At 65.3% G+C, this 18432-nt stretch carries 13 protein-coding genes and 1 pseudogene; 7 read left to right on the top strand and 7 right to left on the bottom strand.

Annotation, left to right across the window (positions count from 1 at the left end; translation table 11 throughout):
- Positions 1-30 precede the first annotated feature (30 nt).
- Positions 31-2202: a hypothetical protein gene (locus ABIE44_RS13730; protein WP_209716615.1), complete on the bottom strand. Its 2172-nt coding sequence runs from the start codon at positions 2200-2202 to the stop codon at positions 31-33.
- A 200-nt stretch (positions 2203-2402) separates the two neighbouring features.
- On the opposite strand from ABIE44_RS13730, the gene ABIE44_RS13725 reads away from it, so the two are divergent.
- On the top strand, positions 2403-4067 hold the full coding sequence (locus ABIE44_RS13725) for an ATP-binding protein (RefSeq protein ID WP_209716617.1): 1665 nt from the start codon (positions 2403-2405) through the stop codon (positions 4065-4067).
- A gap of 780 nt (positions 4068-4847) precedes the next feature.
- Here ABIE44_RS13725 and ABIE44_RS13720 read toward each other — a convergent pair.
- Positions 4848-7758: pseudogene (locus ABIE44_RS13720) on the bottom strand (vitamin B12-dependent ribonucleotide reductase).
- A gap of 129 nt (positions 7759-7887) precedes the next feature.
- On the bottom strand, positions 7888-8376 hold the full coding sequence (gene nrdR / locus ABIE44_RS13715) for a transcriptional regulator NrdR (protein WP_209716624.1): 489 nt from the start codon (positions 8374-8376) through the stop codon (positions 7888-7890).
- Between the two features lie 422 nt (positions 8377-8798).
- Here nrdR and ABIE44_RS13710 point away from each other — a divergent pair, with 422 nt between their 5' ends.
- Positions 8799-9110, top strand: a complete 312-nt coding sequence (locus ABIE44_RS13710; protein ID WP_209716626.1) for a hypothetical protein — start codon at positions 8799-8801, stop codon at positions 9108-9110.
- Between the two features lie 115 nt (positions 9111-9225).
- Complete coding sequence (locus tag ABIE44_RS13705) at positions 9226-10509, top strand: hypothetical protein (protein WP_209716629.1); 1284 nt, start codon at positions 9226-9228, stop codon at positions 10507-10509.
- A 46-nt stretch (positions 10510-10555) separates the two neighbouring features.
- Here ABIE44_RS13705 and ABIE44_RS13700 read toward each other — a convergent pair whose 3' ends face one another.
- The 3 genes from ABIE44_RS13700 to ABIE44_RS13690 form a co-directional block, all read right to left on the bottom strand.
- Positions 10556-10906, bottom strand: coding sequence for a VOC family protein (locus ABIE44_RS13700; protein WP_209716632.1), 351 nt, complete (start codon positions 10904-10906; stop codon positions 10556-10558).
- 12 nt (positions 10907-10918) lie between these two features.
- The gene (locus ABIE44_RS13695; RefSeq protein ID WP_209716635.1) at positions 10919-11596 is read right to left on the bottom strand and encodes a thermonuclease family protein; all 678 of its coding nucleotides are present in this window, start codon (positions 11594-11596) and stop codon (positions 10919-10921) included.
- Between the two features lie 65 nt (positions 11597-11661).
- Entirely contained in the window at positions 11662-12057 is a 396-nt protein-coding gene (locus ABIE44_RS13690) for a DUF3052 domain-containing protein (protein WP_209716638.1), read from the bottom strand.
- Positions 12058-12092: 35 nt separating this feature from the next.
- Here ABIE44_RS13690 and ABIE44_RS13685 point away from each other — a divergent pair, with 35 nt between their 5' ends.
- Complete coding sequence (locus tag ABIE44_RS13685) at positions 12093-12815, top strand: lysoplasmalogenase (RefSeq protein WP_209716641.1); 723 nt, start codon at positions 12093-12095, stop codon at positions 12813-12815.
- Positions 12816-13031: 216 nt separating this feature from the next.
- On the opposite strand, the gene ABIE44_RS13680 is transcribed toward ABIE44_RS13685, so the two are convergent.
- Complete coding sequence (locus ABIE44_RS13680) at positions 13032-13397, bottom strand: LysM peptidoglycan-binding domain-containing protein (protein WP_209716644.1); 366 nt, start codon at positions 13395-13397, stop codon at positions 13032-13034.
- Positions 13398-13701: 304 nt separating this feature from the next.
- Here ABIE44_RS13680 and lexA point away from each other — a divergent pair, with 304 nt between their 5' ends.
- The 3 genes from lexA (at position 13702) to ABIE44_RS13665 (ending at position 18384) form a co-directional block, all read left to right on the top strand.
- The gene (gene lexA / locus ABIE44_RS13675) at positions 13702-14430 is read left to right on the top strand and encodes a transcriptional repressor LexA (protein ID WP_209716648.1); all 729 of its coding nucleotides are present in this window, start codon (positions 13702-13704) and stop codon (positions 14428-14430) included.
- 59 nt (positions 14431-14489) lie between these two features.
- Entirely contained in the window at positions 14490-17030 is a 2541-nt protein-coding gene (locus tag ABIE44_RS13670) for a fibronectin type III domain-containing protein (protein ID WP_209716651.1), read from the top strand.
- Positions 17031-17130: 100 nt separating this feature from the next.
- Complete coding sequence (locus tag ABIE44_RS13665; protein WP_209716654.1) at positions 17131-18384, top strand: MFS transporter; 1254 nt, start codon at positions 17131-17133, stop codon at positions 18382-18384.
- Positions 18385-18432 lie beyond the last annotated feature (48 nt).

Raw genomic sequence — 18432 nt, 5'->3', positions numbered from 1 at the left:
GCGCGAAACTGACCACAGATACGAAGTGGACTAGAACGGTCCCTCGGTTCCGGGGTTGAGTTCACCGTCCGCGACACGATCGCAGAGCTGCCGGAGGAACTGCGTCGTCACTGCCGTCGAGTCAGGACTGTCCGTTGGGCCTTGGGGAGGGTAGGGCTCGCGCCCCGCCTCGACAGCAAGGCAATAGGCGCGTATCGGCGCCCAGTTCTTGGCAAACTCGAACGCGTAGCGGACATCACCCACGAGGCTGATCTCGAGTTGCCGAATTTTCGTCGCGGACTGGGCGTAGTCGATTCCGATGTCCGACCAGGAACTTCGCTCGGGGTATACGATTCTGCGTTCCAAGATCGCGCCCATGACCGGCGAGAGTCGCGAGATGAACTGTCCAGCAGCAGTGAACGCGTCGCCAAACAAGGTCGACACCTCGCCGGGCTCCGGGCCATCGTTCTTCGGGAACACTGTTTCATCGCTGCCGTCCTGGACAGCCTCGGCTGGGACGTCGATCTCACTATCGACTGCTTCCTCCGGTCCGCTCGGAAGAACTTCGTCAGCAATTTCGAGGGCCGGGATGCTTGGCACAACCTCCGCAGCGATCTCTGCATGTATGACCCGACTGTGATCCGTCCGCGTAAGCCAACCCACGAACAGGCGAGCAACCTCCGCATCCGAACGCCCGACCCCGGTCGGTGAAGCATCCTCAGCCTGAACGATCCCCGATTGCCGAGCCTCCACTGCCCAGGCAACCGGGAGCCAGGAGTCCGTCCCTGCAACGTGAGCCCGCACTTCGGCCTCGAGGAACTGGATCCGACGTCGCACAGTTGCAACGGTCGTTGCGAACCGGTCTGCAATGTCCTGTGTCGATCTGGGCGCCTGCGCCAGGCAGTGCTCCATCAAGACCGTTCGGTCGAGCTCCTCGAGACCAGTCACATAGTCGACGATCACACTCGGCGCTGTCCGGGTTCGGACCTCGGTGATCGGAGTCTCGGCAAGCATCCCCCAGGCGCGCTCGACCTCTGGCGGTTTCGGATCATCCGTCGCCGCCAACAGGTTCGCCCAGGTCGCCCGACCTCGAGTCGACGCAACCCAGGCTGACACCACGTGGACGGCGACCAGTCGGCTCTCGTACGCCTCTCCGCCGAGATGCGCCAGGAAGTCGAGGATCTGCCCTCGTCGAATCTTGCCAACACCCGGCCAACTCACGATCGTGTCCGTGTTCAAGCGCAAAAGATCGCCGATGGTTGGGACTCGCGGCCCCCTCCGGATGTAGCGCAGCGCTTCCTTGCGCCCTTTGTCCGTTGTGAACTCGTCCAACCAGGGGGACCGCAGATCCACGTCGGCAAGAAACCACAGTTGCGGGAAGACGTCGCCCAGCAACCCGGTCATGGGATCGTCGATAGCTGCAGCTTTGGTCCGCGGCTGCGGACCTGGCGGTTCTACGACGCCCGCGAGCGACCGATGGTTCGCTGTGCGCGCTGTCGCTTGTCGTGGTGTTTTCGCAGCCTGCCTATGGGTAGCTCCCACTACGCCTTGCAACTTCTGAAGGAAGCTCAAGATCTGTAGAAGTTCATCGTCGCCAACTCCCGGCCACTGCAAGACGTCGTCGACCCTTGACGTCAAGACCTTGGCCATCGATCGCGAGTTCGAGCGCGTGGCAATTAGGTCGAGTGCTCGCTTCTCTGCGTCGGTTACGGCCGTGCGCGTGATCCGCCAATACGTGAAGCTTGCCCAACTGAGACTCTCGAGGCCAGGAAACATCTCCCGCAGGGTTTGGGATGGGTCTCCGAAACCGCTCGAGTCCGTGACCGTTTCCGTCGAGACACGCTCTGTGGCGATGGCTCCTGACCATTGGTCCGAGCCGAAACGCCCGCTGCCGGCAAAGGTCAGCGCCTCCGCGCGTAGTGCTCCCTCACCGGCTTCGGGGACAAGCGAACTGTCGCCGACGATGTGGTCCATCCACTCCAGAAGCTCCATGAGTTCGGTGAGTCGCTTGGGCCCGATCCCGGCCCATGACCTCACTGCCAGGAGCCGTATGTCCAGCAGTTCTCCAAGCGTGTTCGCTCGCGACATCCCCGGCACCCACGACCATAGATGCGATTCCTCACGGGACCGCATCAACGGCCCAAACCCCGGCGCATTGAGTTCGATGTGACCGAGACACGCAAGACGCGGGAACATCTCGGACAGCCGCGCTTCAGGGTTCACGGGCGCTACTTAACCAACGATGGTCACGCGAGGGGTGGGGTTCGACCGATTGATCGCTGCAAGAAGGAGCGTCCCAACGAGATCGGCCGCTCGGCCGCTCCACTTAGTCCACCCGAACTTTTCTAGTCCCGAAACCACCCCGAAGTTCTATGGACTCTCCTAGAGTCGCCGCAGGCTGTATCAGAGGTGGAGGCTGAGACGTGGCGAAGCACAAAATCGAACCGAAGGTCAATCTCGACGAGTACTTCCGTGGACTAGCCCGACAGGATTTGGACTTTCACCAAGCGCTCTGCGAACTTGTCGACAACGCGCTTTCAGCGCGGACCATGACCAAACTCGGCGCAACGAAGTCGAAGCCAAATCCAGCCATAGTCGAGATTGTTGTCGATCAGGTCTCCGACGCCAGGGTCCAAATTTCAGTCGCCGACGCAGGCATCGGAATGACGATCGCCGACCTCCAGAACCACGTTTTTGGACTTGGACAACGAGGACGAACTAGTAGCGCCGCCGGTTCGATGAACGAGCACGGGTTCGGACTTAAGAATGCCCTCGCGGTACTGACCGGCGGCGACTCAACTCGAGTTAGTTTGGTCTCGCGATCGGAGGACGACGGACTGACCGCAGATCAGTTCCTTACCGTCTCGGGTCCGTTTGCGAGCGCAATGGACGCCGACGATTCCGGAACGCGGAAGAACGACTGGGCTCCTGGCCTTCAAATACTCTCCGGAGTCGCGACGGGCACGAAAGTGCAGGTTGAGTCCGACATTGCGTACTTCCGCACAGTCTGGACGCGTCGCGGAGCAGCATCGCAATTTCCCGCCTACGTAACTCGACTCGCAGAACATCTCGGCGTGCTGTACCGCGAGTTCATTGATTCTGGAGACACGATCTATCTTTCGTGGCGAGCCCTGGGTGGCAGCTGGTCCGAACCCATACCACTGATGGCGATAAAGCCGCCGTACGGAAACCACGTCACTGCGCGCATCCCTCTGAATGTGGGCGGAAGAAAAATTGACGTCGGCTATACCTATGGCGAGAACGACTATCAAATCCGGGACGAAGGTCCGGAACCTGACCGCAAGACGGTCGGGCACGGCGATCCCTCGTATCCGTATCCGCTGAAGATCTACTACCAAGGTTCCAGCAGTCGATCCGGAGCGGACATCGTCGTTCGCAGACGCGTGATCCGAACACAAGCCTGGAAAGAAATTTGGCCGGACATCGACCACACGGTCGACTACAACCGGTGGCTTGCTGAGATCAACCTGGACGACAACTTTCACACAACCAACAACAAGGCGGGTATGGATCCGAACGATCCCGCCTGGCAAGCACTCGTCGATGTACTCGGTGACAAGGACGGCCCGTACACCCCCGAAAAGACGTCTCCTAAGCAGACCGAGAAATCGATTGAAGACCAACTTGCCGAACATCTAAGGGTTCAAGTCGCAGACCCTGCACTCGTAGCTCAGCAAGTCGGCACGTGGGCCGGCGCGACAACTGCCGATATCGTCGTCTACGAGACTGCATCTAGGACGACTGTTGCCCAAATCTTCGAGGTGAAGGCAGTTCGTGGGACCGTGGACGACGTGTATCAACTGGTCTGTCAGTGGGATGGCTTCGTTAAGGATGGACTCAAGCCGAAGGAAGGGATCCTGTACTGCAAGACGTCCGACCACAAGCCAGCCACCGCAATCGCCGAACTCAATAAGCGCAAGGACGGCAACGGCAACAACTACAACCTTCGAATAAGCCACCTAGTCGGCGCATCGGCGTCGACGCCCAAAAAACCGCCAATCGGCAAAAAGACAGCGGCCACGAAACGGGCGGCGAAAAAGTCGCAGGGCTCAAAGCGTTCAAAATAGCGGCCCAAGAACGAGGAGCGCCGCCGGAATCCACCGCGCTGACGTCCACCAAGCCCGACAAAGACCTAGACGACGCCACCATCGCACTTAGTCCGAAACGCCGAATGATGGCGAGGACCATCGGGCGGAGTTCCGCCTCCATGGCTGGGTCGTTGCACGGCTTGCACACGGCGAACGCCAGCCTCACGAACACCATCAGCGCCTGCGGGATGGGCAGGACCCGGGTGGGCTCACGCAGCAGGTTCCGGGCCTGGACCTTCAGGTCCTCGGAGTAGTACCGCTCGAAGTACTCGAGCTCGACCTCGCGACGGTCCCTCCCGGGGTTGTAGATCGCCCCGACGATGCTGCACGCCCAGTTCACCGCGTGCTCGAGCGGAACCTCAGAGATGAGCCTGGCCACGTCCTCCACGGGCATCCGGTACCCGACAAGGTCCTCGGGGGTGATGAACAGCATCATCTGGTCGAGCGGGCTCACCGGGCGCGCTTCAGCTTCTCCATCACCTCGAACGGGTCTTCCTGCTCGGGCATCACGCACCTCCTCCCTCAACCACGCTGCCTGTCGGCCGCACTCCATGAGACCAAGCGCCACCGACGAACTGCCAACGGATTGTCCTCGCAACGCACCCGGCCCGGGCTCCCACATGGGGGGCCCGGGCCGGGTACTTGCTCACGGTCATCATCACTTTCAACTAGGCGCTTTCATAATGATGGTGTTTGTCACCCACACAACTCGATGACATTTCACGCAACGTGAGCGCGACACTTTCGCGCAACTTCACATCAACTGCAACCGCTGGTCGAGCCGCAACCCTCGCACACGTAGCAGCTACCAGCCGGCCGCATCTTCGTCCCGCACGTCATGCACAGGGGCGAGTCGATCGCCGTACCGGAGATCTTCTCCAGCAGCTCGGCGGTCGTGTGGGCCTCGGCCGGGGCCGGCTTCTCCAGCTTGATCTCCGGCAGGTCGACGGTCTCGACGGCCTGGGCGTCCACCGGCTCGGACTTCGCACGGGCAGCAAGCGTGGGAACTTCCGACGTCTCGACAGGCTCGACGACCGATGAGATCAGTTCGTCCGCGCCACCGGTCTCCTCGACCGGCTCGTAGGAGCCGGTCTCGAGGTGACGCTGGCGCTCCTCGGCGGAGTAGATGCCGAGGGCCGAGCGCTCGTCGAAGGACATGTAGTCCAGCGCCCAGGCGGCGGAAGACGTAGTCCATGAGCGACTGGGCCATCCGGACGTCCGGGTCGTCGGTCATGCCGGACGGCTCGAAGCGCAGGTTGGTGAACTTGGAGACATAGGTCTCCAGCGGGACGCCGTACTGCATGCCGATCGAGACCGCGATCGAGAAGGCGTCCATCACGCCGGCCAGGGTCGAGCCCTGCTTGCCGAGCTTGAGGAAGACCTCGCCGAGCTCGCCGTCGTCGTGCGCCCCGGAGGTCATGTAGCCCTCGGCGCCGCCCACCGTGAAGGAGGTGGTCCGCGAGACGCGGCTCTTCGGGAGACGCTTGCGGAACGGCTTGTGGATCTCGACGACCTGGACAGCAGAGGCGTCCTCGTCCTTGACCTCGGCGTCGGACGACTTGGCCTTGGCGTCGGAGAGCGGCTGGCCGACCTTGCAGTTGTCGCGGTAGACGGCGGTCGCCTTGAGCCCGAGCTTCCAGGACTGCATGTAGACGTCCTCGATCTCCTCGACCGTGGCCGTCTCCGGCAGGTTCACGGTCTTGCTGATCGCGCCGGAGAGGAACGGCTGGGTGGCCGCCATCATCCGGACGTGGCCCATCGGCTTGAGCGCGCGGGCGCCCATCGCGGTGTCGAAGACCTCGTAGTGCTCGGTCTTCAGGCCCGGCGCGTCGATGACGTGACCGTTCTCGGCGATGAACTCGACGATCGCCTCGACCTGCTCCTCCTGGTAGCCGAGCTTGCGCAGGGCCCGCGGGATGGTCTGGTTGACGATCTGCATCGAGCCGCCACCGACGAGCTTCTTGAACTTGACCAGCGAGAAGTCCGGCTCGATGCCGGTGGTGTCGCAGTCCATCATGAAGCCGATGGTGCCGGTCGGCGCGAGCACGGAGGCCTGCGCGTTGCGGAAGCCGTTCTTCTCGCCGAGCTTGAGCACGTCGGCCCAGGCCTTCGTGGCCAGCTTGTGCACCTGGCTGTCGGCGACCGCGAGGGTGCGCACGACGTCGTTGGCGGCCTGGTGCTTGCGCATGACCCGCTTGTGGGCCTCGGCGTTGCGGGCGTAGCCGGCGTACGGGCCGACGACGCCGGCGAGCTCGGCCGAGCGCTTGTAGGACTGTCCGGTCATCAGCGAGGTGATGGTCGCGGCCATCGCGCGGCCACCGTCGGAGTCGTAGCCCAGACCCATCGCCATCAGCAGCGCGCCGAGGTTGGCGTAGCCGATGCCGAGCTGGCGGTAGTCGACGGTGGTCTTGCCGATCGCCTCGGTCGGGAAGTCGGCGAAGCAGATCGAGATGTCCATCGCGGTGATGATCAGGTCGACGGCCTTCGCGAACAGCGGGGCGTCGAAGGTGTCGTCCTCCTTGAGGAACTTCAGCAGGTTCAGCGACGCCAGGTTGCACGAGGAGTTGTCCAGCGACATGTACTCCGAGCACGGGTTGGACGCGGTGATCCGGCCCGTCTCCGGGTTGGTGTGCCAGTCGTTGATCGTGTCGTCGTACTGCAGGCCCGGGTCCGCGCAGGCCCAGGCGGCCTCGCTGATCTTGCGGAACAGGTCGCGGGCGTCGACGGTCTCGATGACCTCGCCGGTGCTGCGCGAGCGCAGACCGAAGTCGGTGCCGTCCTCGACCGCACGCATGAACTCGTCGGTGACGCGCACCGAGTTGTTGGCGTTCTGGTACTGCACCGAGGTGATGTCCTCGCCGCCGAGGTCCATGTCGAAACCGGCGTCACGCAGGGCGCGGATCTTGTCCTCCTCGCGCGCCTTGGTCATCACGAACTGCTCGATGTCGGGGTGGTCGACGTCGAGGACGACCATCTTGGCCGCGCGACGCGTGGCGCCACCGGACTTGATGGTGCCCGCCGAGGCGTCAGCACCGCGCATGAACGACACCGGACCGGACGCCGTCCCGCCGGAGGACAGCAGCTCCTTGCTCGAGCGGATGCGGGAGAGGTTCAGGCCGGCGCCGGAGCCGCCCTTGAAGATGAAGCCCTCTTCCTTGTACCAGTTGAGGATCGAGTCCATCGAGTCGTCGACCGACAGGATGAAGCACGCGGACACCTGCTGGGGAGAGGCGGTGCCGACGTTGAACCAGACCGGGGAGTTGAACGAGAAGTACTGGTGCACCAGCAGCCAGGTGAGCTCGTGCTCGAAGGTCTCCGCGTCCTTCACGGTCGCGAAGTAGCCGTGCTCCTGGCCGGCCTTGGTGTAGGTGAGAACGATGCGGTCGATGAGCTGACGCAGGCTCCACTCGCGGACGTCGGTGCCGACCGCGCCGCGGAAGTACTTGGTGGTGACGATGGTGGAGGCGTTGACGCTCCAGAAGTCGGGGTACTCGACGCCGCGCTGCTCGAAGACGGTCTCGCCGGTCTTCCAGTTCGTCTGGACGACGTCGCGACGCTCCCAGGTGAGCTCGTCGTACGGGTGGACACCCTCGGTGCTGAAGATGCGCTCGATCTTCAGGCCCTTGCGACGGGTCTGCCCCTTTGCTGATCCGCTCACGGTCTCGGTCATGCGTCGTTCCCCTTGTTCTCGTTCTTCGGCTGGTGTTTGGTGCAGGTGTTGCTGGTGGTGCTCGTGACTCTGTGTTGGTAGCCCGGAGGGAAGCGGCTTCCCCACCACACCCCTCCGGGCAGTTCTTGGTCAGCCCGTGGGCTGAGGCGTCTCGTCGTACTCAGGCGACGTAATGCGTTCGGCACGGAGTGCCGCGATCTCGGACTCGAAGTCGTCGGCCGACTCGAAGCCGCGGTAGACGGACGCGAACCGGAGGTACGCGACCTCGTCGAGCGCCTTGAGCGGGTTCAGGATCGCGAGGCCCACCTCGTTGGAGGGAACCTCGGCCCATCCGCCGGCGCGCAGCGTGTCCTCGACGGTCTGGCCCAGGCGGGCCAGGTCGTCCTCGGTGACCGGGCGGCCCTTGAGCGCCTTGCGGGCTCCAGCGACGGCCTTGTCGCGGTTGAACGGCTCCGAGGTGCCGCTGCGCTTGAGGACCGTGAGCTGCATCTGCTCGACGGTGGTGAACCGCTTCTCGCACGTCGGGCAGGTACGCCGGCGGCGGATCGCGGAGCCGTCCTCGGCGACGCGCGAGTCGAGGACCCGGGTGTCGGTGCTGCGGCAGAACGGGCAGTGCATCGCGGGTCTCCTTTCGCGCCTCGGTGATCGATCCTGTCGAGATGTAAAACATGTGCATCGAGCTGTGGATTCCACCGGTAAAACCGCGATTTGCTGTGCGTAAGCCGGTGAATCTGTGGAACTAGATGTGGATAACTACATCCGTGTAACTACTAGATGTAGGGGTAACCGTACGCCTGGCGCGTGACCTACGCAACAGCGCCCCCGAAAAAGTTCGGCTGGAATCCTCAACTCGCACAAACGTGCAGGTCAGGGCCACGGAAGCCTCCTGAAATCCGGCGTGTCGCTCACTCTTCCAGCCGGCACCGACACTTCGCAGACGTGCCCAGAAGGGTCCATTCGGACACCTACGAAGCCTGTGGAGAACCCTCCCCCGTCGCGCCTCCGGGGACCGTTGAAGAGGTTCGGCCACAATGTCCGACGTGGGAAAGCACTCGGGTCAGCACGAACCAGAGATGCACATCCCGCACGCCCGCAAGATGCTGGCTCTCGCAGGTGGCGTCACAGCCACGTTGGTGGCCTGGGGCTTCCTCGTCGTCGCGGCGGTCGACCTCGCCGGCAAGGCGCGTGATGGTCAGGGCGTGGCGTGGTTGTTCGTGTTCCTGGCGACGCTGGGGGCGACAGCGTGCATGTTCCTCACGATGATTTTGGGCAACAAGCTGAGGTTGCTGATGAAGGGCGAGGAGCAGGTCGTGGTGACGCGGATCCCCGGTGGGCGCCGGGCCCGGAAGTAGCTCCGTCCTGTCGTGGCGAACGAGGCATTGGGCGCCATTCGACGCAACGCCCGGACATGTGTCGGGTACCGATGAGACCATCGCATTCCGCTCTGCCGATGACGAGGAACGCACCGTGGACATGCTCTTCCTGGATCCCGACTGGGTGACGCGCGAGCGCGACCCCAGGCACTGGCCAGAACCGCTCTGTGACGATCCCGATGCATTGCTTGCGTGGCGAGCGGCAGGGTTCGTCAGCAGCCAGGCCGCGGGCTGGGTCGGCTTCCTGGACAAGAATTACGGGAGCGTCGCTTGGACCAACGAAGAGCAGATCGCGATCGCTTCGAGCTGGATAGTTGCGGGCTTCGACCCACAAGGCGCACACGCGTGGATGGACGTCCTCGACTTCGACGAGGACGACACCCCGGCTACGGCACGCTCGTGGGCTGGCGCGGGCTTCTCACCTGAGCGCGCCGAGCCTTGGCTGGAGCGGGAAGACGTCGTCGATGCTGCTGCGTACGAGAACGCAGGCTGGACGTTCTGGCAGCGTGACCTTCTCGCAGTACTGCTCGACGAGGAAACAGCCGAGTTGGTGCACGGTGGCCCGGTCGACGACCTCGGGCTCGGGCACCTGCGACACGACCTGCGTGAGTCGGGATTCGCTCCCGGGCGCGTCCTCGATTTTGTGCGCGCCGGCCTGCCGTTCTCAGATTGGCCGGTCTACGAGCGGCTGATGTCGGAGGGCGTCGCGATCGACACCGTACTCAGCCAATTCGGCTCTCGGGTCGAGCGCTCCTACGAGAGCCGCTACCGCGCCGAACAGATCTACCGCGTCGAACCGGGTACGGTTCGTGCGTTCCATCAGCACCCCTATTGGTCAGACGTTCCAGACCTGCATGACATGCGCCACGAGCCACAGGCGCCACTAGTCGGTTGGCCTGGTCCAGAACTCGTGGAGACCTGGGCCGAGAACGGCGGTGTCCGTGTGGAGCGGTACGGCTACGGAGACTTCGATCGGCCAAGTTGCCCTGAGGACTATGCGCTGGAACCGCGACTCGACTGGGATGAAGTCCAGGAGAAGTTGGTTCTTGACGCATTTCAGTCCGAGGTCGAGGCTGACGAGTTGTGCGAGATTGAGTGGCCACCCGCAGGATCGCTGTGGGCACCCGGCTACGCCACCGAACCAGTCGGCGATGGTTGCGACCGTCATGAGTGGTTCGAGGCGCACTGCTTCGAGTGCACTGCTCCAACAGGAGACCAGGAGTCAGAACCAGCTGAGTTCCGGTGGTACATCACCGTCCGGACCTACGCGAAGAACCAGGACGGCGAGCTCGATGAGATCGACAGCGACCACGTCCACATCATGTCGACCTTCTTAGACCCCCGCAGCGTCGAGTACTCCGAGTTCGCTCTGCGCTGAGGACTGCGAGGCCGACGACGAGCCGACACGACCGCCGCACGGTAACTCAGACCGGCTGCCAGAGCTCGACACGGTTGCCCTCCGGGTCGATGACCCACCCGAACCGCCCGACGCCCTCCATGTCACCGATGTCGTCCACGACATCAGCTCCCGCCGCCCTCAACTGCACGAGCATCGCGTCAAGATCCCGCACCCGGAAGTTCAGCATCACGCGCTGCTCCGCCGGGAAGTAGTCGCTGTCGGCCGGAAACGTCGCGAAGACGGTCGGCCCCTCGTCCTGCGCCCACTGGCCGTAGTTGTCGGCGTTGAGCCCGAGGACCTCGCGGTACCAGACCCCGAGTGCGACGGGATCGGCCGCGCGCAGGAAGTAGCCGCCGATGCCGAGTACGCGTTCCATGCGGCCAGCGTGTCAGACCTTCGACCTGCGGTAGCCCGCAGCGCGCGCGGCGGCCTCGGTCTTGAAGCACTCCTCGGGGTTCGTCTTGCTGTAGTACTGCTGACCCGGCACGTGGTAGATCCAGCCGTTCGAACCGCGGTTGCCCTTGATCCGGGCGTACGACGGGCAGTTCCAGGTGCCGGCGACCGGCGCGTACGACGTGCCATGCGAGCCCGAGGACTTCGCGCACAGGTAGTTCTTGTACTTCTTGTCGGCCTTCCGGTACTTCGCCTGACGCGGGTGGTGGTCGTAGCCGTCCTTCGAGTCGTACCGGGCCCTCGAGCCGGCCTTAATCTGCCGCAACGCGATGTCGATCTTGCCGCGGTTCACGTACCGGAGCTTGCGCCCGTACCGGTCGGTGTCCTGGACCGACGCCGGATTGCCCAGCGTGACGATCGAGCCGACCGGCGCCAGCTTGAGGGCGAGCGCCTTGGCCTTCTTCGCCCCGCACTTCCCGGTCTCGGGGGTGTCGACGCCGATGACGCGGATCTTGCCGAACGAGGTGACCACGGTGTCGCCGTCGGACCAGCGCACGACCTTGGCCTTCACCGCGGTCGGACGCGGAGCAGACTCTTGGGCGGACGCGGTCGCGACGGGCGCGACGGTCACGAGCAGGGCGATGGTGAGAGCGGAGGCAGCGGTGCGGAGCATCCAGACAGCGTCGACGATCCGTACGCCAGCCGCAGCCGTTTCGCCATACGCGGGACCCTCGCGACCTAGGTACGGTCCTTGAGCCGACGTACGAACTTCAACCCCGACCAGACCTCGTCGATCGCACACACCTTCACGTCCACCACACCGGCGTCCAAGCCGATCTGGCGGACCAGGTTCTCGTCGATGTCGGTCTCGTAGCCGAGCTTCCTGGCGGCCTTCTTGGGCCAGCAGACCCAGATCATCCCGGCCTGCTCGGTGTGCTCGATCAGCGTTGGCATCCGCTTGGTCAGCGCGGCGAGCTCGGTGTGGAAGGTCAGCGTGATCGCGGCCAGCTTCGGCAGTCGCGTGGTGGTCTCCGCGTCGAGGGTGAACCCGGCGGGCGGCTTGTCGAGGAACACGGTGATGCCGTCCTTGACCCCGAGCTTTTTCTCCAACGGAGTGCCTGAGTAGCCAGCCATGGGCAGACGGTAGCGGGACCCACTAGGTTCTGCTCGTGCCCTCACCGACCGCTCGACTCAGCACGTCCCGACGCCTCAAGCTCGCGTACGTCGCGATCGCAGCTGCCGACACCTGGCTGTCGGGCTCATCCAGTCCGCGCGCCCACCGCGCACGGGTGCTGACCAAGCCGATGCTGATGCCGACGCTGATGGCCTCACTAATCACCGACCCGAACTCCGCCACCTCTCCCCTGCGCACCAGCACGCTGGCAGCGCAGGCCGGTGGATGGGGCGGAGACCTGGCGCTGATGGGCGACGAGCCGAAGCACTTCGTCGCCGGAAGTGGTTCCTTCGCGCTCGGGCACGCGGCGTACATCAGCGGGTTCCTGGCGAACCGCAGCAGGACCCGGCGACCGGGCGCCAAGCTCGTCGTCGGCGCCTGGGCCGCGACGATGCCGGTGATGGCGTTCAAGGCCTCCCAGCTCGACCGGCGTCTCGGGCCGACGATCGCCGGCTATTCCGCGATGCTCGCGACGACAGTCGCCACGGCGACACAGCTGGACCCGGCTCTGCCGCGGTCGGCCCGCCGGCTCACGCTGGCCGGCGCGGCGATGTTCATGCTGTCGGACTCGATCCTCGGGACCCGGAAGTTCCTGCTGAAGAACCCGCCGCCGCGGCTGGAGTCGGCGGTGATGGCGACGTACACGACCGCGCAGCTGCTAATGAGTGAGGGTGCGGCGCGGGCTGGGGTTTCGGCAAGCTCAACCACCGGGACCTAGCCAACCGCCGGGACCTAGCCAACCGCCGGGACCTAGCCAACCGACGGGACCTAGCCAACCGACGGGACCTAGCCAACCGACGGGACCTAGTTCAACCGACACGTGAACGTAGAAGAGGCGGGGCCAGCGCTGGCCCCGCCTCTTCTTCTTCCCACACTGCCGATGACCCGGGTCGAGGGAGTCAACGGACGTCTTGAGTTGTGTGCCCGCCGGGCGTCACTGCGAAACCGGAACCGCCAGCTTCTGGCCGACCGTCAGGCCGCTGCCCGACAGCGAGTTCAGCTCCTTGATGCGGTGGACCATGTCGCGGACCTCGCCGGGGCCGGCGATCTCGCCGGCGATCGCGTAGAGGGTGTCGCCGGGCTGGACCTCGACGGTCCGCACCGGCTCCTGGGTCCCGCTGTCGAGCGAGGCGGTCGCCCATCCGCTGAGGCTCACCATGACGACGACCGCTGCAGCCAGGGCCGCCAGCAGGACGACGATGCGTCCGCGGCGGGTCAGGCGCACGGTGGAGTTGCGGGTCAGTCGCGGCGTCTGCGCGGCACCCGGAACGAAGGCGGGAGAGATAGTCAGCGTGCTCATGGTCAAACCTCCTGGGGAAGATCCGGGCTCCCGTCTTTGGGTGGAGCACCGGTGGTCGGTTTCGTTGCGACCCCTCTGTTGTGTCGAGCTAGTTCTAACCAGGACCCCCGACTCATCCGGAGCGGATTGCGGCGGGGACTCGATCAGACGTTCGATCGAACACGTGTACGAAGTTAGAACAGGTGTTCGTACGTTGTCAAGAACAGGTGTTCGAACAGATTGATTCCCGTCGAGCACGAACCCCCGACACGCGGGATCGAACATATGTTTGAAATCGAGCCGCGAATGGGTCTACCGTCCACCTATGGCGACTGAAGGAAACGACCTCGGCAACGTCCACGAGCTCCCCGACGCTCCCCCGGACGCGACCGGCCTCACCCCGCGTCAGCAGCGGATCCTGACCACGCTGCGCGATGCCATCGAGCAGCGCGGCTACCCGCCGAGCATTCGCGAGATCGGCGAGGAGGTCGGCCTCGCGAGCTCCTCCAGCGTGGCGCACCAGCTGCGCGTCCTGGAGTCCAAGGGGTTCATCAAGCGCGACCCGAACCGTCCCCGCGCCCTCGAGGTGTTCCTACCCGACGTGCTCGCCGCCCGCCGCTCGCTGGCGAACGCCGACGACGCCGGCCAGGACGTCACCGGCTTCGGCGACGCGAACCCGACCGCGACCAACATCCCGCTGGTCGGTCGGATCGCCGCCGGTGGACCGATTCTTGCCGAGGAGCGCGTCGAGGACGTCTTCCCGATGCCGAAGTCGCTGGTCGGCGACGGCACGCTGTTCATGCTCGAGGTCTCTGGTGAGTCGATGATCGACGCCGCAATCTGCGACGGCGACTACGTCGTCATCCGCCAGCAGCCCGACGCCAACAACGGCGACATCGTGGCCGCGATGCTCGACGGCGAGGCCACGGTGAAGACCTTCCAGCGCAAGGACGGCAAGGTCTGGCTGCTTCCCCACAACGAGGCCTACGACCCGATCGACGGCACCCACGCCACGATCCTGGGCAAGGTCACGGCGGTGCTGCGCAAGGTCTGAGGTCCCGGTGTTTCCAGTTCTCGCCCCGCGGCCGGACCCGCGGGGCGAGACTGGTTTTCATGGGAGTACGCCGGGGCTTGCTGGGACTGACCATCGGCGCGCTTGCGCTCTCGCCGTTGGTGGTGATGGCTCCGTCGCAGGCAGCTGACGCCCCTCCGCTTCCGGACGTTGAACGCGTCGTCGATCCGGCACCCGACCTCCCACCGAGCACCAAGCCGTCGCCGCGGAAGGCCGTCGGACAGGCGGCCCTCGCGGTCCCATCCCTGAGCAGCCGACCGGCATCGCTCCGGACGATCTATCTGGACTTCGACGGTGTCACGCTGTCGTCGGCCGCCGGCTCGTTCGGTCGAGACTGGACCCAACCGGACGGCGGCGGAAAGTTCATCAGCGCCGGCACCTACGCCGGGTTCACCGATACCGCCGACGTCCCCTTGATCTGGAAGATCGTCGCTGAGAAGTACTCCTCTTTCGACGTCAACGTGACCACCGTCGACCCTGGCACCGAGGCCCTGCGACGGACGGACGCGGCAGACGCGGCGTACGGGGTGAAGGTCGTGATCACCGACGCCACTGCCCCCAGGAACCAGATCTGCGGTGGTTGCGGCGGCATTGCAAATGTTGACCTGTTCGACGGCCGTCAGCAGAACATTTCCGGAGCCTCGAACCCGATGAACGTCCGGGACACCCAGGAGTTTGCGCTGGCATGGGTGTTCTCCGCGGGACTCGCGGACTTCCCCACGGTTGCCGCCCACGCGATCGCCCACGAGGTCGGCCACACCCTGGGACTCGATCACGACGGCGACGCGACACACGAGTACTACGGGGGCCACAGCAACCACCTTTGGACGCCCATCATGGGCATCGGCAACCAGAACGCGATCATCCAGTTCAGCAAGGGCGAGTACGCCGGCGCGAGCAACACAGAGGACGACCTCGCCATCATTGGGACGAACGGCGTAGCGGGCACGGCCGGCACCTTCTACCGCCCGGACGACTACACGCTCAGCGGCGGTGTCCCGACCGGAGCAGCCGCCCTCGGTGACCAGACGTCGTACTCGGTGAACGGCGTCATCAGCAACGCCGCTGACGACGACCTGTTCTCCATCACCCGCACCTGTACCAGCCCGCTGACGGTCTCGGCGAAGGGGATCGGTACCGGGCAGGCTCTCGACATCAAGCTCGACATCCTCAGCACGAGCAACGTCGTGCTTGCTGCGGGAGACAACCCTGCGACGGTCCTGGACCCCGATGGAGACTACGACTTCGTCAACCAGGTCTATGTCGTGGACGGCATGAACGCTGAAGCCAAACTCGCGTCCCCGACCGCCGGCACGACGTACCGGATCAAGGTCGACGGTGCCGGGAGCGCCGCGGGAAGCGCGGCGGGCAACGCGACTACCGGTTACACCGACTACGGCTCGATCGGCCAGTACACACTGACGATCTCGGGCTGCCCCGCTGGAGCAGTGCCCGGGCCTCCCGCCACCGTCACGGTCGATCCGGGCGTCAAGAACACCACAGCTGGCATCTACTGGACGGCGCCCAGCGACAGCGGTGGGAGCCCGATCACCGGCTACCAGATCACCGGGCTTCCCGGCGGTACGAAGACGGTCGGAAACGTTCTGAACTACGACGCGACTGGACTGAACCCCGGAACGAACTACACCGTCACCGTCTACGCCGTGAACTCCGCAGGCACCTCGGCGACCGGAACCAGCAAGCCCCTCCACGTCCAGACCTGGAAGCCCGAGACCAAGCCCGGCCTCACGGCCGCCCTGACCGACGCGACTGCGAAGGTCACCTGGACTGCACCGCCAAACCCCGGCAACGCGACGCTGACCGGCTGGCACGTCGTCGGCACGGGCGCTTCACCCGTAGACGAGAACCTCGCGGCAGCAACGCTCACCAAGAGCTATCCGGTCACGTTCGGCACCACGACGTACCAGGTCACGGCGAGCTACACAGCGGACCTCGACTCGGTACAACCGGCCTCGGACCCGGCAGGAGTCACGCGGAGCGTCACCGCACCGAACGCGCCTGCCTCCGGGTCTGCGAAGTCGGCTGCCAACGGCAGGAGCGCCACGCTGACGTGGACCGCACCGACGTTCGACGGCGGTGCCCCAGTCACCGGGTACGTCCTGGTCGGCCTCCCGGGCGGGAACGTAGACCTCGGCAACGTGCTCACCTACACCGCACCCGGTCTGACCCCGGGCAAGAGCTACTCGGTCTTCATCGGCGCGAAGAACTCCGCGGGCACCGGCGCGGGTCGGACGGTGAACTTCAAGACCAACGCTGCACCCTCCGCCCCCAGGATCGGTACGGCGGTCTCCGGCGCCAAGGGCGGCGCGAAGAACGCGACCGCCAAGTGGGCCGCACCGACGAGCAGCGGTGGAGCGGCCATCACCAGCTACAAGGTCGTCGCCTACAAGATCAAGAACGGCAAGATCGTCAGCTCGAAGGTCTCCAAGGCGCTCTCCGCCGGCACGCGCTCGTACAAGTTCGCGCTGGCCAAGGGGTCCTACAAGTTCCGGGTCGTGGCGTACAACGCGGTGGGAGCTTCGCCGGCGTCGGCCTACTCGAAGCTGGTGAAGAGCCGGTAGGGCGCCCGGGGTTTCGAGACGGTTGCTGCGCAACCTCCTCAACCAGCCGGGTCGGCAAACTAGTTCGACGGCGACCGAGCCGTCGAACTAGGTTCGACCGGTGGCCTCGGACTCACCCGCACCCCTCACCCGCCGCGGCGTACCGATCGACCCGACGCTCCGCGTCCTCGCCGTCGGCACGCTGGTCAACCGCGCAGGTGCCGGCGCCCTGGTCACGACCTTCGCGCTGTACTTCACCCGCGAGGTAGGGATCCATCCCGCGCAGGTCGGCCTGGCCCTCTCGATCGGCGCACTCGTCGGGATGGTGGCGGCCGTGCCGGGCGGTCACCTCGGTGACCTCCGTGGACCGCGGGAGGTCCTGCAGACGTTCAGCGTCCTGACCGGGCTGGCCACCCTCGGCTTGCTCGTCACCCGCGAGCTGTGGGCACTCGCGCTCGTGATGGCGTTGATCGGCTCGTTCGACTCGGTCGCCAACTCGGTGCGCAACGGGTACATCGCGCGCGCCGCGGTCGGCGGCCAGGGAGTTCGCTTCAAGGCGTACCTGCGCGCAGTCACCAACGTCGCGATGGGGCTCGGCGCCCTGATGGGCGGACTCGCGCTCTGGATCAACGAGCCGTGGGCGTACCTGGCCACCTTCGCTCTCGACGGCGCTTCCTCGATCCTGGCCGGCCTGCTGTTCGCGCGGCTCCCCCACCTCGAGCCCGCTCCTGCCGGCGGCGCCGGCGAGCCGCGGCTCGCGGTCCTGCGGGACGCGCCGTACGTGGTGGTCACGCTGCTCAACGGCATCGTCGTCATGCACTTCGTCGTCATGGAGGTCGGCATCCCGCTGTGGATCAGCGAGCACACCGAAGCGCCGACCTCGATGGTGGCGGTGCTGCTGATCCTCAACACCGCGGTGGTCGCGCTGTTCCAGGTCCGGATGACCCTCGGCGCCGACGACGTCACCAGCTCGGCACGTGCGATGTTCCGCGGCGGACTCTGGATCGCGGTCGGATTCGTGGTGATCGGTTTCAGTGACGGGCTCGGCGCGACCGATGCCGTGCTGCTGCTCCTCGTCGGGTCGTCGATCCACGTGGTCGGCGAGATGATCACCAGCGGGGGTCAGTGGGGCGTGACGATGGGGCTCGCGCCCTCGGAGCGCCAGGGTCAGTACCAGGGCTTTGCCAGCCTGGCCTTCAGCATGGCCAACGTCGTCGCACCGACCTTGATCGCGCTGCTCTGCATCTCCTGGGGTCGACCCGGTTGGTTCGTCCTGGCCGGACTGATTCTCGGGGCCGCGGCGGGGATCGGCCCGGTGTGCCGGTGGGCGTTGGCGACGCGGACCCGGTACGGCGCCGCGACGGCGAGCGGCTGAAGCGAGCCGGCCACCTCGTCGACGCCGGTGCGCTAGCCCAGATCTGCG

It is taken from the genome of Marmoricola sp. OAE513 (assembly GCF_040546585.1).
Classification (GTDB): domain Bacteria; phylum Actinomycetota; class Actinomycetes; order Propionibacteriales; family Nocardioidaceae; genus Marmoricola.
The sequence above is the reverse complement of the archived record's forward strand: the minus strand, read 5'-3'. Positions and strand labels throughout refer to the sequence as shown.

Excerpts from the sequence above, each read along its gene's own strand:
- ABIE44_RS13700 (WP_209716632.1), bottom strand. The coding sequence starts at position 10,906 with ATGGAACGCGTACTCGGCATCGGCGGCTACTTCCTGCGCGCGGCCGAT.
- ABIE44_RS13670 (WP_209716651.1), top strand. The coding sequence starts at position 14,490 with ATGGGAGTACGCCGGGGCTTGCTGGGACTGACCATCGGCGCGCTTGCG.
- lexA (WP_209716648.1), top strand. The coding sequence starts at position 13,702 with ATGGCGACTGAAGGAAACGACCTCGGCAACGTCCACGAGCTCCCCGAC.
- ABIE44_RS13695 (WP_209716635.1), bottom strand. The coding sequence starts at position 11,596 with ATGCTCCGCACCGCTGCCTCCGCTCTCACCATCGCCCTGCTCGTGACC.
- nrdR (WP_209716624.1), bottom strand. The coding sequence starts at position 8,376 with ATGCACTGCCCGTTCTGCCGCAGCACCGACACCCGGGTCCTCGACTCG.
- ABIE44_RS13680 (WP_209716644.1), bottom strand. The coding sequence starts at position 13,397 with ATGAGCACGCTGACTATCTCTCCCGCCTTCGTTCCGGGTGCCGCGCAG.
- ABIE44_RS13690 (WP_209716638.1), bottom strand. The coding sequence starts at position 12,057 with ATGGCTGGCTACTCAGGCACTCCGTTGGAGAAAAAGCTCGGGGTCAAG.